General features: G+C 56.0%; 11 protein-coding genes, 2 tRNA genes and 1 pseudogene. 8 read left to right on the forward strand and 6 right to left on the reverse strand.

Features of this window, described 5'->3' with window-relative positions:
* Window positions 1-195 precede the first annotated feature (195 nt).
* Window positions 196-2,070 carry an MFS transporter gene (locus RGM3321_RS12835; protein ID WP_244393338.1) on the forward strand — a complete coding sequence of 625 codons (1,875 nt, stop codon included), beginning with the start codon at window positions 196-198 and terminating at the stop codon, window positions 2,068-2,070.
* 80 nt (window positions 2,071-2,150) lie between these two features.
* Here RGM3321_RS12835 and RGM3321_RS12840 read toward each other — a convergent pair whose 3' ends face one another.
* Window positions 2,151-3,101: a bile acid:sodium symporter family protein gene (locus RGM3321_RS12840; RefSeq protein WP_244393339.1), complete on the reverse strand. Its 951-nt coding sequence runs from the start codon at window positions 3,099-3,101 to the stop codon at window positions 2,151-2,153.
* A gap of 89 nt (window positions 3,102-3,190) precedes the next feature.
* Window positions 3,191-4,111: a recombination-associated protein RdgC gene (gene rdgC / locus RGM3321_RS12845; protein ID WP_002552626.1), complete on the reverse strand. Its 921-nt coding sequence runs from the start codon at window positions 4,109-4,111 to the stop codon at window positions 3,191-3,193.
* 171 nt (window positions 4,112-4,282) lie between these two features.
* Between rdgC and RGM3321_RS12850 the strand changes: the two genes are divergently transcribed.
* Window positions 4,283-4,358: transfer RNA gene (locus RGM3321_RS12850), tRNA-Val, on the forward strand.
* Window positions 4,359-4,379: 21 nt separating this feature from the next.
* Window positions 4,380-4,456, forward strand: a tRNA-Asp gene (locus RGM3321_RS12855).
* A gap of 129 nt (window positions 4,457-4,585) precedes the next feature.
* Here the strand turns inward: RGM3321_RS12855 and RGM3321_RS12860 are convergent.
* Window positions 4,586-4,727 (reverse strand): annotated as a pseudogene (locus RGM3321_RS12860) (isocitrate lyase/phosphoenolpyruvate mutase family protein); the annotation flags it as partial.
* 334 nt (window positions 4,728-5,061) lie between these two features.
* Here RGM3321_RS12860 and RGM3321_RS12865 point away from each other — a divergent pair.
* The 4 genes from RGM3321_RS12865 (at window position 5,062) to RGM3321_RS12880 (ending at window position 8,825) form a co-directional block, all read left to right on the forward strand.
* Window positions 5,062-5,457, forward strand: coding sequence for a hypothetical protein (locus RGM3321_RS12865; protein WP_244393340.1), 396 nt, complete (start codon window positions 5,062-5,064; stop codon window positions 5,455-5,457).
* A gap of 341 nt (window positions 5,458-5,798) precedes the next feature.
* The gene (locus RGM3321_RS12870) at window positions 5,799-6,560 is read left to right on the forward strand and encodes a hypothetical protein (protein ID WP_244393341.1); all 762 of its coding nucleotides are present in this window, start codon (window positions 5,799-5,801) and stop codon (window positions 6,558-6,560) included.
* A 641-nt stretch (window positions 6,561-7,201) separates the two neighbouring features.
* Complete coding sequence (locus RGM3321_RS12875; RefSeq protein WP_244393342.1) at window positions 7,202-8,392, forward strand: CoA transferase; 1,191 nt, start codon at window positions 7,202-7,204, stop codon at window positions 8,390-8,392.
* A gap of 55 nt (window positions 8,393-8,447) precedes the next feature.
* On the forward strand, window positions 8,448-8,825 hold the full coding sequence (locus RGM3321_RS12880) for a VOC family protein (RefSeq protein WP_244393343.1): 378 nt from the start codon (window positions 8,448-8,450) through the stop codon (window positions 8,823-8,825).
* Between the two features lies 1 nt (window position 8,826).
* Here RGM3321_RS12880 and RGM3321_RS12885 read toward each other — a convergent pair whose 3' ends face one another.
* Window positions 8,827-10,170 carry a dicarboxylate/amino acid:cation symporter gene (locus tag RGM3321_RS12885; protein WP_244393344.1) on the reverse strand — a complete coding sequence of 448 codons (1,344 nt, stop codon included), beginning with the start codon at window positions 10,168-10,170 and terminating at the stop codon, window positions 8,827-8,829.
* Between the two features lie 105 nt (window positions 10,171-10,275).
* Window positions 10,276-11,331 carry a tartrate dehydrogenase gene (locus RGM3321_RS12890; RefSeq protein ID WP_244393345.1) on the reverse strand — a complete coding sequence of 352 codons (1,056 nt, stop codon included), beginning with the start codon at window positions 11,329-11,331 and terminating at the stop codon, window positions 10,276-10,278.
* A 134-nt stretch (window positions 11,332-11,465) separates the two neighbouring features.
* On the opposite strand from RGM3321_RS12890, the gene RGM3321_RS12895 reads away from it, so the two are divergent.
* Complete coding sequence (locus RGM3321_RS12895; RefSeq protein ID WP_244393346.1) at window positions 11,466-12,386, forward strand: LysR family transcriptional regulator; 921 nt, start codon at window positions 11,466-11,468, stop codon at window positions 12,384-12,386.
* Window positions 12,387-12,396: 10 nt separating this feature from the next.
* Here the strand turns inward: RGM3321_RS12895 and RGM3321_RS12900 are convergent, their stop codons facing one another.
* Complete coding sequence (locus RGM3321_RS12900; RefSeq protein ID WP_244393347.1) at window positions 12,397-12,915, reverse strand: hypothetical protein; 519 nt, start codon at window positions 12,913-12,915, stop codon at window positions 12,397-12,399.
* Window positions 12,916-12,929: the final 14 nt, after the last annotated feature.

The following is a 12,929-nucleotide window of genomic DNA, read 5'->3' on the forward strand; positions in this document are numbered from 1 at the left end:
AGCGCTTCGTCTTTGTCGACCAAGGTCGAGCGTGGCGGGGTGTCGCAGCTGCTCCGACAAAGCCCGAAGTCATAAAAAAGCGACACAGGTTTTGTAAAAGAAAATGTCCTATCGACATTCGGCGGCGTTACGTCTTCAATGTGCCTCGGATTGGCCGCTGCGTCAGTTCTCCCCAGCCTCTCAGGACCACGGACGATGAGCCAACAGTCACAATTCAGCTTGCTCGGGAAACGCCGTTTCCTGCCGTTTTTCATCACGCAGTCCCTCGGGGCGTTCAATGACAATATTTTCAAGCAGTCATTGATCCTCGCCATCCTCTATAAGCTGAGCATTGACGGGGATCGTTCGATCTACGTCAATCTGTGTGCCTTGCTGTTCATCCTGCCGTTTTTCCTGTTCTCGGCGCTGGCCGGGCAGTTCGGCGAGAAGTACCCCAAGGACACGCTGATCCGCATTATCAAGTTCGGCGAGATCGTCATCATGGCGGTCGGGGCTGCGGGCTTTCTGTTCAATCACCTTGAATTGATGCTGGCGGCGCTGTTTGCCATGGGCACGCATTCAGCGCTGTTCGGGCCGGTCAAATACTCGATCCTGCCTCAGCACCTGCGCGAGAGCGAACTGGTCGGTGGTAACGCGCTGGTCGAGATGGGCACCTTTCTGGCGATTCTGGCCGGCACCATCAGTGCTGGCGTGATGATGTCTTCTGCGCACTACGCCTGGGTGGTTGCGGCCGCTATCGTGCTGGTCGCCTGCCTGGGGTTCGTTGCCAGCTTCGGTATTCCGCGAGCGACTGCCGCCTCGCCCGAGATGAAGCTCAACTGGAATATTTTCACCCAGTCGTGGGCGACCCTGCGCATGGGGCTTGGACAGACGCCAGCGGTCTCGCGCTCGATTGTCGGCAACTCGTGGTTCTGGTTTGTCGGTGCTATTTACCTGACGCAGATCCCCGCTTACGCCAAGGAGTGGATGTACGGCGACGAAACGGTCGTTACGCTGATCCTGACCGTGTTCTCCATTGGCATCGCGCTGGGCTCGCTGCTTTGCGAGCGGTTATCCGGGCATAAGGTCGAGATCGGGCTGGTGCCCTTTGGCTCGATGGGGCTGACGATTTTCGGTCTGTTGCTGTGGTGGCATTCCGGTGGTTTCCCGCAGAACGTGCAGGGCAACGACTGGCTGGCGGTCCTTTCCTACGGGCAGGGCTGGCTGGTGCTGTTCGATATTCTGGGTATTGGCGTGTTCGGCGGCTTCTATATCGTGCCGTTGTACGCCCTGATCCAGTCGCGGACACCAGTGAAAGAGCGCTCACGGGTCATTGCTGCCAACAACATCCTCAACGCGTTGTTCATGGTGGTTTCGGCGATTGTTTCGATCCTGCTGCTGAGCTTCGCCAAACTGTCGATTCCGCAGCTGTTTCTGGCCGTGTCGGTGATGAACATCGCGGTCAATATCTACATCTTCAAGATCGTCCCCGAGTTCACCATGCGCTTCATGATCTGGCTGCTGGGCCATTCCATGTACCGCGTCGAACACCGGGATTTGAACCGGATACCTGATGAAGGCGCAGCGCTGCTGGTCTGCAACCATGTGTCCTTTGTCGATGCGTTGCTGATTGCCGGCGCAGTGAGGCGCCCGATCCGGTTTGTCATGTACTACAAGATCTACCAGCTGCCTGTGCTCAACTTCATCTTTCGCACCGCCGGGACCATCCCCATTGCCGGGCGTAACGAAGACATGGACATCTACGAAACATCGTTCAAGCGCATCGCCCAGTACCTCGCGGAAGGCGAGCTGGTGTGCATCTTCCCGGAAGGCAAGCTGACCACCGACGGCGAGATCAGCGGCTTCAAGAGCGGCATGAGCCGCATCATCCAGGAAACGCCAGTGCCGGTCATTCCGCTGGCACTGCAAGGCTTGTGGGGCAGCTTTTTCAGTCGTGACCCGAGCAAGACCCTGTTCCGTCGCCTCTGGTCTCGCGTGGTGCTGGTTGCCGGTTCGCCCATTGCAGCAGATGTTGCAACGCCAGTGGATGTGCGCGAAGAGGTGAAGGCGCTGAGAGGGAAAGTGCAGTAGCGCCGGCGCTCCGTACGACTGACGTGCCAGTCACTCTGCATTGGCACGATAGTCACAGAGCCGTCGTGTGACGCAGAGCGTCACTGCAGCTTGGACGTATTCTCTTCCTCCGGCATCTTCCTGAAATACGTCGACAGCAACGCCCCGGAAATATTGCGCCAGACACTGAACAGCGCACTTGGCACAGCCGCCAGTGGCGAAAAGTGAGCGCTGGCCAATGCGGCGCCAAGCCCTGAGTTCTGCATGCCGACTTCCAGCGCCAGTGACTTGCGTTGTGGCAAGGGCAGCTTGAAGGCCTTGCCGGTGAAATAACCCAGCAAAAAGCCGAAGGTGTTGTGCAGGATCACCACGGCCATGATCAACAAGCCCGATTCGGCGATTTTCGCCTGGCTGGCGGCGACTACGGCGCAGACAATCATCACGATGCTCACCACCGAGACCAGCGGCAGCACGTCCACAGCGTAGCTGACCCGCGCACCCAACAGACGCTGTGCAATTACACCGAGCACGATCGGCAGCATGACCAGTTGCAGGATCGACCAGAACATATCGAGGAAGGACACCGGCAGCCACGCCGACGCCAGTAACCAGATCAGCGTCGGGGTCAGCAGCGGGGCGAGCAGGGTGGTCACCGCTGCGATTGCCACCGCCAGCGCCAGATCACCTTTGGCCAGCCAGGCCATGACGTTGGATGACGTACCGCTCGGGCAGCAGCCGACCAGAATCACACCCACGGCGATTTCCGGCGGCAGTTCAAACACCTGACACAGCAACCAGGCCACGCCGGGCATGATCACAAAGTGCGCGACCACACCCAGCGCAACGCGCCACGGGTTGCGCGCCACCTCAGAGAAGTCTTCCAGCTTCAAGGTAAGACCCATGCCGAACATGACCAGACCCAGCAGCGGTACGATCCAGCTTTTCAGACCGATAAAAGCCTGCGGGAACAGAAACGCCAGGATGGCGAACAGCAGCACCCAATAAGCAAAGGTATTACCGACAAACCGGCTCAAGGCTGCCAATGCGCGCATGGCGTGTTTCCTCCTGTAAAAAAACCTGTGTGAAATGAACGCGCCGTCTCACAGGACGGCGCGGTGTTGCAGGCAGCGACGGGCGGGGATCAGATCCCCTGCGGGATTTCCTCGCCGCCCAGCGCGTCGAACAGCTCCGGCAGGAACTCGCCGAACGTCAGCATCATCAGTGTGAAGCTGGCGTCCAACTGGCCCAGTGCTTCGTCGCCACCGTCCTGTTCCGCCTGATCCTGCAGCAGGTCTTCGAACTTCAGGCGTTTGACTACCAGTTTGTCGTCCAGCACGAACGACAGCTTGTCCTGCCAGGCCAGCGACAGCTGGGTGACGACCTTGCCGGTGTTCAAGTGCAGCTGAATTTCGTCGCTGGTCAGGTCCTGACGCTTGCAACGTACGATGCCGCCGTCTTCGTGAGTGTCGCGCAGTTCGCACTCGTCAAGCACGAAGAAGTTGTCGGCCGCTTTCTGGGTCTTGACCCAGTCTGTCATGGTCGCACTTGGCGAAACCTTGACGGTCAGCGGACGTACCGGCAACGAGCCGATCACCTCACGCAGGGTCGACAGCAGGTCTTCGGCGCGTTTCGGGCTTGAGGCGTTGACCAGAATCAGGCCCTGCTTTGGCGCGATGGCAGCGAAGGTGGCGGAGCGGCGGATAAACGCACGCGGCAGAAAGGCCTGGATGATTTCATCCTTGAGCTGATCGCGTTCCTTCTTATAGACCTTGCGCATCTGCTCGGCTTCGATCTCGTCGACCTTTTCCTTGAGAGCGTCGCGCACAACGCTGCCCGGCAGAATACGTTCTTCCTTGCGTGCAGCGATCAGCAGGAAGTCCTGGCTGATGTGTACCAATGGAGCGTCCTCGCCCTTGCCGAAAGGAGCGACGAAACCATAGGTGGCCACCTCCTGGCTGGCGCAGGCACGAGCAGGTTTGGTTGCCAGTGCTGTCTCCAGCGCTTCGGCATCGAAAGGCACGTCCTGGGTCAGGCGATAGACAAGCAGGTTTTTGAACCACATGAGGTGAGTCTCTCTTTCTATACAAAGGCGGGCATTATTCGCTCCTCGGCGGCTGCGGCCAACCCTGCGCAGGGCGTTTGTAAGCCTTTGGAAGGATTATAAAAATTATTTAAAAAAGTGCTTGCCAGAGTACAGGTCGCTCCGTAGAATGCGCGCCACACCGAGAGTGAAGGGTGATTAGCTCAGCTGGGAGAGCAGCTGCCTTACAAGCAGCGGGTCGGCGGTTCGATCCCGTCATCACCCACCAAACTCGCTTTAAGTGTTACGCGCAGCGGTAGTTCAGTCGGTTAGAATACCGGCCTGTCACGCCGGGGGTCGCGGGTTCGAGTCCCGTCCGCTGCGCCATATTCAGCTTTGAAGGCCCTTGAACTCCTTGAAGCAAACAGAAAGCCCGCCTTGTGCGGGCTTTCTGCTTTCTGCTTTCCTGAAACGATGAAGTGTTCGTTCACTCATCGTGGTGTGACAGGCAGCTACCGAGCCATCCTGATAACCATACGACCAAGCCATTGCCGCCCATGCTTTTGACCATGCGCGGGCCACCTGCATCGGCCACGTTAGCCAGGGTCAGAAGTCCATTTTGATGCGCGTTGTGAAAAACAATATTCAGTGCAGTCATCGCAGTTCAATACCCTTGAGGTTTGGTTTCTGACGGCACGGTCTGGTTGATTTTTGCAGAGGAGCGCTGTTTTCATGTGATGCAATGTTGTGTGCTTCCACGCATCATCAGGTAAGACTTCCTCTTAGCCAATGTAAGTTATTTCCTTATTTATTGAAATTTCTGACTCACTCTTTGTTTAACCAGATCAAGCCCTTGATTTCTCATCTTCGCTGGTATTAGCTGATTTTGTCGGTTGGCGCCTTCAGTGTGCTGACCGAATGTCTTATATCTGATTCTGTAAGATCGCCCTGTCAAGGCGGTTGAACGCTCTATATTTAAATAAGGAAATTATATGAACACTGGTATTAAACTGCTTATGGCTGCCTCTGTCATGGCAGCCTCCGTCAGCGCGTTGGCCTTGCCTGTGCTGCACACCGCGACTATCGATCAGCACGGCACTGTCGTTGCTCAGTCGTCTCCGTGGATCAAGTCCGTAAGTTACAGTAGTAAGAACGACTATTTCGCAACGTATAAAGTGATTTTCAATGAAGGCCACTTCAAACACTCGCCTGGTTTCTGCTCGGCATCTTCTATTGATACCAGTGACTATGAACGGCTGTTCTACGGTCACGTCAAGTTGGGTGGGGCTGCCACCACAAAAGAAGTCAATGTGCTAGGTCTCATGGTCGGCAAGGACGGTGCCTCGGGCGATGCTTCCATGGGGTTTCAGCTGGCCTGTAGCAACTGATTGAATGAGCCTCGCTGGGTGCGGGGCTTTTACCCTATAGAATGGTGGGGCAGAAATACATTGGCTGGTGATTGTAAGTGTTTCATGGATTTCAGGAAATAGCTAAATAGTTAATCTTAAGTTGTGAGTGTTTTTGAACGCTAAAAGATTTCCGTTGTGGAATGTGTGAGCGTTTGCTTGCTCGTGTTGGCAAGCCGTGCGATAGATAAATAAAATGTTCTCGCTGTGGGGTTTTGAATAATCTTAGAAAGTAAGGGTAGAGCTAGATAGTCAATTTGGTTTGTGATTTCTGTCGAGTTTCAGTCTTGCATAGAAGGCCTTCGAGTCTCTCGAAAACCCCAGTGAGCGCCGGAACATCAGGGGGCGTCAAAGTACTCCTTTCAATTAGTGGAGAAAATAATGCCTATAGAGTTACCGAGTACCGTAATTTATGCCAATCCCCTGACGGTGGCCTATCAAGCGCCGACAATAACTGGGAGTGCAGTTATTCAACGGTGCCGAAGCATGTGTTGCAAATTATACGAATCAAAGAAACTGCACAAAATCTGACGCTGAACGGGCGGGCGGTTTGGGCCGCTGCAGAGACGTGTGATAATTTCATAGTGATGAACGAGGTTTTCAAGGGGTTAAGTGGCCAAGCCAGGTTTGAAGTGGAAACTCAATTGAAGATGCATGCTCAAGTACAGGCATACGCCGTATCGCATTACTGGCCAAGCAAATTCAGAGATGCCTGCTATGTAGGTAATGGGGGTGGCAGGGCGGCCGAAGGTGATTATGGAAAAATTGTAAATAACCATGCGTTGAGGCATATAGAAGGAGTATTGCCCAGGAATACGATTGATTTCTATGGGTCACCCAGCATGCCAATTGCTGCAATTGCTTATTGGATATTTGGAGGTGGTGAAGAGTGTAACGTTAATGTCGGTTCGCTGAATCTTCAGATGGTTCTGTCTGATTTCAAATTCATTACCGATGTTCTGAATAATCCTGCGACAGCTCCGGGCCATTATGCTATCAACTCTCCGTTTAGCTACAATACGTTCAGTAAAGCGCCGGTTAGTTTGCCGGTTGCTGGTGTGTTTGGGCGTGTCAATGGTAATTAATGGGGGTTTAGTCATCAATGCGGATAATACGCACACGTTTACTGAGTACTCTACGCTTAATAGAGATACCTATGACGCTGATGATAGTAATCGCTCGTACTGGCAAGAGACGTTGACTACGTTTTTGCATGATTTGGGGGATGCCTTTGGGCACGTTGACTACACCATCAATATTATCGGCACCCAGCCGGTTGTTTTCTCCAGGAGAAAGTAATGTTCGTATCGGGTGGCAAATTAATACCATTGTGTACCTTTTTCTTTTTTGCCTGTTGGGTGGTTGTAGCGAATCCGATCTGGAGCCATGCGCGGATAGAGGCGAGGCGTTTTTTACCGAGTCGATCAACCGGTATCTGAGTGCTCATGATCGCTCGGTAGACATAAACAGATTTAGTTATGCCGGCGCTCCCCGATATGACGATCACACGAACTGGTGGATGGTCCCGTTTGACCTAAACGGGGAGCGTTATCTGACAATGCTGAGCTGTGATGGCAAGCTTGAGCTAAGTGGTCGCCCGTAATATTGGCGTTTTGATAAAGATCATCTCTGAGCTGACTCTTTTGTAAAGGGCCAATACTCCGGCTTTCCATCTTCCCCATTTGCGCAGATCATTACCCCATTCCCTGACAAGAGTGGGCGTGTCATGAACCTGCCTCTGCAAGGCATCAAGGTGGTGGAGCTGGGCCAGCTTATTGCCGGACCTTTTGCGGCAAAGATCCTTGCCGAGTTCGGTGCCGAGGTCATCAAGGTCGAGCCGCCGCTGACTGGTGATCCTCTGCGCAAATGGCGTTTGCTGCACAACGGCACCTCCGTATGGTGGGCGGTGCAGTCGCGCAACAAGCAGTCGGTGACCCTCGATCTACGCCAGCCTCTGGCGCAGGAGATGGCGCGGCAGCTGATTCGTGATGCCGATGTGCTGGTCGAGAATTTCCGCCCCGGTACGCTTGAGGGTTGGGGGCTCAGTTGGGAAGAGCTGCATGCCCTCAATCCGAAACTGATCATGCTGCGCGTCTCCGGCTATGGGCAGACCGGCCCGTACCGTGACAGGCCGGGTTTTGGCGTAATAGGCGAGGCGATGGGCGGTTTGCGTCATTTGTCGGGCGAGCCAGGGCGTACGCCGGTGCGTGTCGGTGTGTCGATTGGCGACTCGCTGTCGGCGCTGCACGGCGTTATCGGCATTTTGCTGGCGCTTCGGCACCGTGAACAGAATGGCGGTGACGGTCAGCAGATAGATGTCGCGTTGTACGAGTCAGTGTTCAACGTGATGGAAAGCCTGATTCCCGAGTATTCGGTATTCAATACTGTCCGTGAGCCAGCAGGCAGCAGCATGCCAGGCATCGCACCGACCAACGCCTACCGCTGCAATGATGGCAAGTACGCGCTGATCGCAGGCAATGGCGACAGTATCTACCGCCGGTTGATGGAAAAGATCGGTCGCCTGGATCTGGCCAATGACCCCGAGCTTGAGCACAACGACGGGCGAGTCAGGCATGTGGCACGCATTGATGCTGCCATTTCGACCTGGACCGCTGAGCGCTCGATGGACGAAGTTCTTGCTGCACTCAACGAGGCACGTATTCCGGCAGGCAAGATCTACGACGCTGGCGATATCGCCAGCGACCCGCATTATCAGGCGCGTGACATGTTGTTGCGGAGCGCGCTGGATGACGGCACGCCCGTCACTCTCCCGGGGATCGTGCCTAAACTTCTAGACACACCGGGCCAGGTAAGAACGCCTGCGCCGACCCTGGGTCAGCACACCGATGCCGTTCTCGAAGCACACGGTATAGACGCAGCCACTCGCGCTGAATGGCGTCGGCTTGGCATCATCTGATCCGAAATGCGGCCTTTGCCGTAAACAAAACTCTATTCCAAACGGAGCTGATCCCGTGATTGATCATCTGGACCATCTTGTATTGACCACTGCTGATGTTGACGCCTGCAAGGACTTTTACGTACGTGTGATGGGTATGGCCCCAGAGCGCTTTCGCCAGGGCCGACTGGCGTTTCGCTTCGGCAATCAGAAAATCAATGTCCATGAGCGTGGCAAAGAGTTCGAGCCCAAGGCCCATCTGCCTGTGCCAGGTGCGCTGGACTTGTGTTTCATTGCCAGCATCCCGCTGAATCAGGTAATCGCGCACCTGCAAGAGCAGGACTGGCCTATCGTTGAAGGTCCGGTAGAGCGTACCGGCGCCACCGGGCCGATTCGTTCTGTGTATGTGCGCGATCCTGATCTGAACCTGATCGAAATTTCCGAATTGGCCTGATTCAGGTCGGCGACGGACTGACCCCTTCCGGGATAGCGGCAGGTCTGACCTGACCGGTTTTCGGCAGGGGTGAAAGCTCGGGTTGTGTCGGCTCGTCCTCGCCATTCAGCGCCCGGTGCATCTTCTCGCTGTCCAGTGCGCCAACCCATTTGGCGATGGCCATGGTGCCGACGCCGTTGCCGATGGTATTGGTGATCGCCCGCGCTTCGGACATGAAACGGTCCACGCCCAGTAACAGCACCATGCCCGCGACCGGGATGGTGCCCAGGGACGCGAGGGTCGCGGCAAGAATGATGAAGCCTGAACCCGTGACACCCGCCGAACCCTTGGAGGTGAACATCAGCACCACCAGTACGATCAACTGGTCGGTCAGGGTCAGTGGCGTATTGGTCGCCTGGGCGATGAAGATCGCGGCAATCGTATAGTAGATCGCCTGTCCGTCCGGGTTGAAGGTCAGGCCGGATGGAATGATCATTCCTGCAACCGGTTTTGATACGCCGGCTTTCTCCATTTTCGAGATCATCTGTGGCAGCACCGATTCAGATGAACTGGTGCCCAGTACCGTGAACAGTTCTTCCTTGATGAAACGCAGGAATTTCCAAAGGCTGAAACCGCTGTAGCGGCATATCGGCCCGAGCACGAAAATCACGAACACTGCGCAGGTCAGGTAGACGCAGGCCATCAGTTTGCCCAAGGAAAACAGCGAACCGAAACCATATTTGCCGATGGTGAAGGCAATTGCGCCGAATGCGCCGAGCGGTGCCAGGCGCATGACCATATTGACGATTCTGAACATGCCCTGCATCAGGCTGTCCAGCGCATCGACAAAAGGTTTGGCACGCGGGCCTACCTGAGCCAGAGCGATCCCGAGCAGGATCGAGAACAGCAGGATTTGCAGAATATTGCCCTTGGCGAACGCGTCGATAATGGTGTCAGGAATGATGCCCATCAAAAAGTCCATGAACGACGAATGCTTCGCCGCGCTGGTGTAGGTACTCAGGCTGGAGGAGTCCAGCGTTGCTACGTCGATGTTCATCCCTGCACCGGGTTTGAACACATCCACCACGACCAGGCCAATGACCAGCGCCAGGGTCGACACCAATTCAAAATAGATCAGTGCTCGAAACCCGACGCGCCCCAGCTCCTTCATGTTTTCCATGCGCGCGATGCCTGACACCACTGTCAGGAAAATCACCGGTGCGAGCAGCATTTTGATCAGCTTGATGAATGCGTCGCCGATGGGTTTGAGCGCTGCGCCGGTTTCCGGTGCCACAACACCAACGATGGCGCCAAGAATGACCGCGAGTAAAACCTGTACGTACAGTTTGCCTAGAATGCTTTTCATGACCCGGTCCTGAGTTTTTATTGTTGTCAGGAAATGCCCGGAGACTCGGCATGCCGGTCTCCGTAGCGTTGTACCGCGATACGACGTTGATCTGGCGAACGCGCCTCAGCGGTTGATCAGTTGCAGTACCGCGTCGGTGACCTCTCGGGTGGTGGCCGTGCCGCCGAGGTCCGGGGTATGCAGACCACTTTCGGTAACCGCCTCGATGGCCGACATCAGGGTTTTGGCCGCTGCCGATTCACCCAGATGCTCAAGCATCATCGCAGCGGTCCAGAACGTTGCAATCGGGTTGGCGACGCCTTTGCCGGTGATATCGAAGGCCGAGCCGTGAATCGGTTCGAACATCGACGGGAAGTTGCGGCCTGGGTTGAGGTTGGCGGTAGGGGCGATGCCCAGACTGCCGGACAGGGCGGCAGCCAGATCGGAAAGGATGTCGGCGTGCAGGTTGGTGGCGACGATTACATCCAGCGACGATGGCTTGAGCACCATGCGCGTGGTCACGGCATCGACCAGCTCCTTGTCGATCCTGACGTCCGGGAAGTCCTTGGCTACTTCGTAGAAAATTTCGTCCCACAACACCATGCCATGGCGCTGCGCGTTGGACTTGGTGACCATGGTCAAGTGCTTGCGCGGGCGAGTACGCGCCAGTTCGAAAGCGAAGCGATGAATACGCTCTACACCGGCCCGTGTGAACACCGAAACTTCGGTTGCGACTTCTTCTGGCAAGCCACGATGCACGCGCCCGCCATTGCCGGAGTACTCGCCCTCGGAGTTTTCGCGAACGACGACCCAGTCGATCTCATGGCCGTTGTGCAGCGGGCTCTTTACGCCGGGCAGAACGCGCGCTGGACGTACGTTGGCGTATTGGTCGAAGCCCTGGCAGATCGGCAGGCGCAAACCCCACAGGGAAATATGGTCCGGTACATTCAAGGCGCCCACTGCGCCGAAGAAAATCGCATCGAAGGTCTTGAGTTCGGCCAGACCACCTTCAGGAATGTAGTGGCCGTTCTTCAGGTAGTTATCCGAATTCCAGTCAAAGTGCTTGAAGGTCAGATCGAAGCCGGATTTTGTCGACAGCGCCTGCAGGACTTCAACACCTGCGGCGATCACTTCCACGCCAATGCCGTCGCCGGGTACTGCTGCAATGTTGTAACTGCTCATGGTCCACTCCACTGTCCGGTGCTTTTTGTTGTGCCTGCGAACGCTCTGTTCGACAGGGTGTGGACGGAGTATATGTAGTGAGCCGGAACGTATGAGTTACTCGAAATCACTACATAATTAACTTTGAGTTACCAATGAACCAGACACAGGACCTGTCGTTTTTCCATCTGTTGGCTCAGCAGGGCAGCCTTGCCGCAACAGCCCGCGAACTGGGCGTGACGCCGCCTGCCATCAGCAAGCGCTTGAGTCTTCTGGAAGCGCGGCTGGGCACGCGCCTGGTGAATCGCACCACGCGGTCCATGAGTCTGACTGCCGAGGGCGAGTTGTATTTCAGTCATGCGGCGCGGATTCTGACCCAGATCGATGAAGTCGAGCAGTTGATCACCAGCAGTTCTGCCAGCCCCAAAGGGCTAATCAGGGTCAACGCTTCACTGGGTTTCGGTCGCCGCCATATAGGCCCGGCACTGGCGGCTTTTTTTGCCCGTTACCCCGAGGTGCAGATCCAGCTGGAAATCAGTGACCACCCACTGGATCTGACCACCCATGGTTTTGATCTGGGCATTCGTTTCGGCAGTCTTCCGGATGCGGCCTTTCATGCGCGCAAGATCGCGTCCAATCGACGTCTGCTCTGCGCATCACCGCTGTACCTGGAAAAGCACGGTACGCCGACACGTCTGGCGGAACTGCAGCACCACAACTGTATTTTTTTGCGTCAGAACGAAACACCCTACGGGGTGTGGAGCTTCAGCAACGGGGGGCGTACGCAGAACGTCAAGGTACATGGCGCATTGGGCTGCAACGACGGTGAGGTCGCGCTGAACTGGGCGCTGGAAGGGTTCGGCATTTTGCTGCGCGCCGAATGGGACATTGCCCGGTACGTGCGCAGTGGCCGTTTGCGTCTGGTGCTTGAAGACCAGACCCCCACTCGGGCGGACGTCTACGCGGTCTATCCGCAGCAGTTGCATCTGTCCGCCAGGGTGCGTTGTCTGATCGATTTTCTGGTGGAGCGTTTTGCCAGTCTGGATCGGGTTGTCCCGCTGCAAGACCCGCATTGAACTCCGTGCGTCAGCAGCCCTTCGAAGCAGCCCCGTCCTTTGGTACGAATGCAGCCTTGTCGCCTGGTTTGGTAATGACGTAAGCGCGTCGCCACGGCTGGTCGTCGATCAGTTTCCAGCGATGGCCAGGGCCGGTGGTGTCCTGTGCCAGCAATATTTCCCCTGGGCGCAGTACGAAACTCTCTCCACCGGTGGTGGAAAATTCGAGAGTGCCGGAAAGGGTGATCACGTATTGCTCTTCTGGCGCGGCGTGCCAGTCGTATTGCGAGTGCGCCGGGGTTTCCTTGAAGTGCAGGGCGCTGACATCGGTCATTGCCTTTTGATCAATCGAACCCTCGATGACGTGTGACAGATTGTCGGGGCCCGTGCACAGCCTGTATGCCTTGATGCCCTCGGTTACAACAATAGGTGGCTTCTTGGTGGCGTAGGCAGCGCTGACCGGCACCATGACTGCTGCGGTGATGGCTGCAAGACCTGCCAACTTGTAAGCCGCCGAGCGCATCGGGCGAAAACGATTGTTCGATTGCATAAAACGTTCCTGAG

Origin of the sequence: Pseudomonas sp. RGM 3321 (genome assembly GCF_022836805.1) — a bacterium.
Taxonomy (GTDB): Bacteria; Pseudomonadota; Gammaproteobacteria; order Pseudomonadales; family Pseudomonadaceae; genus Aquipseudomonas.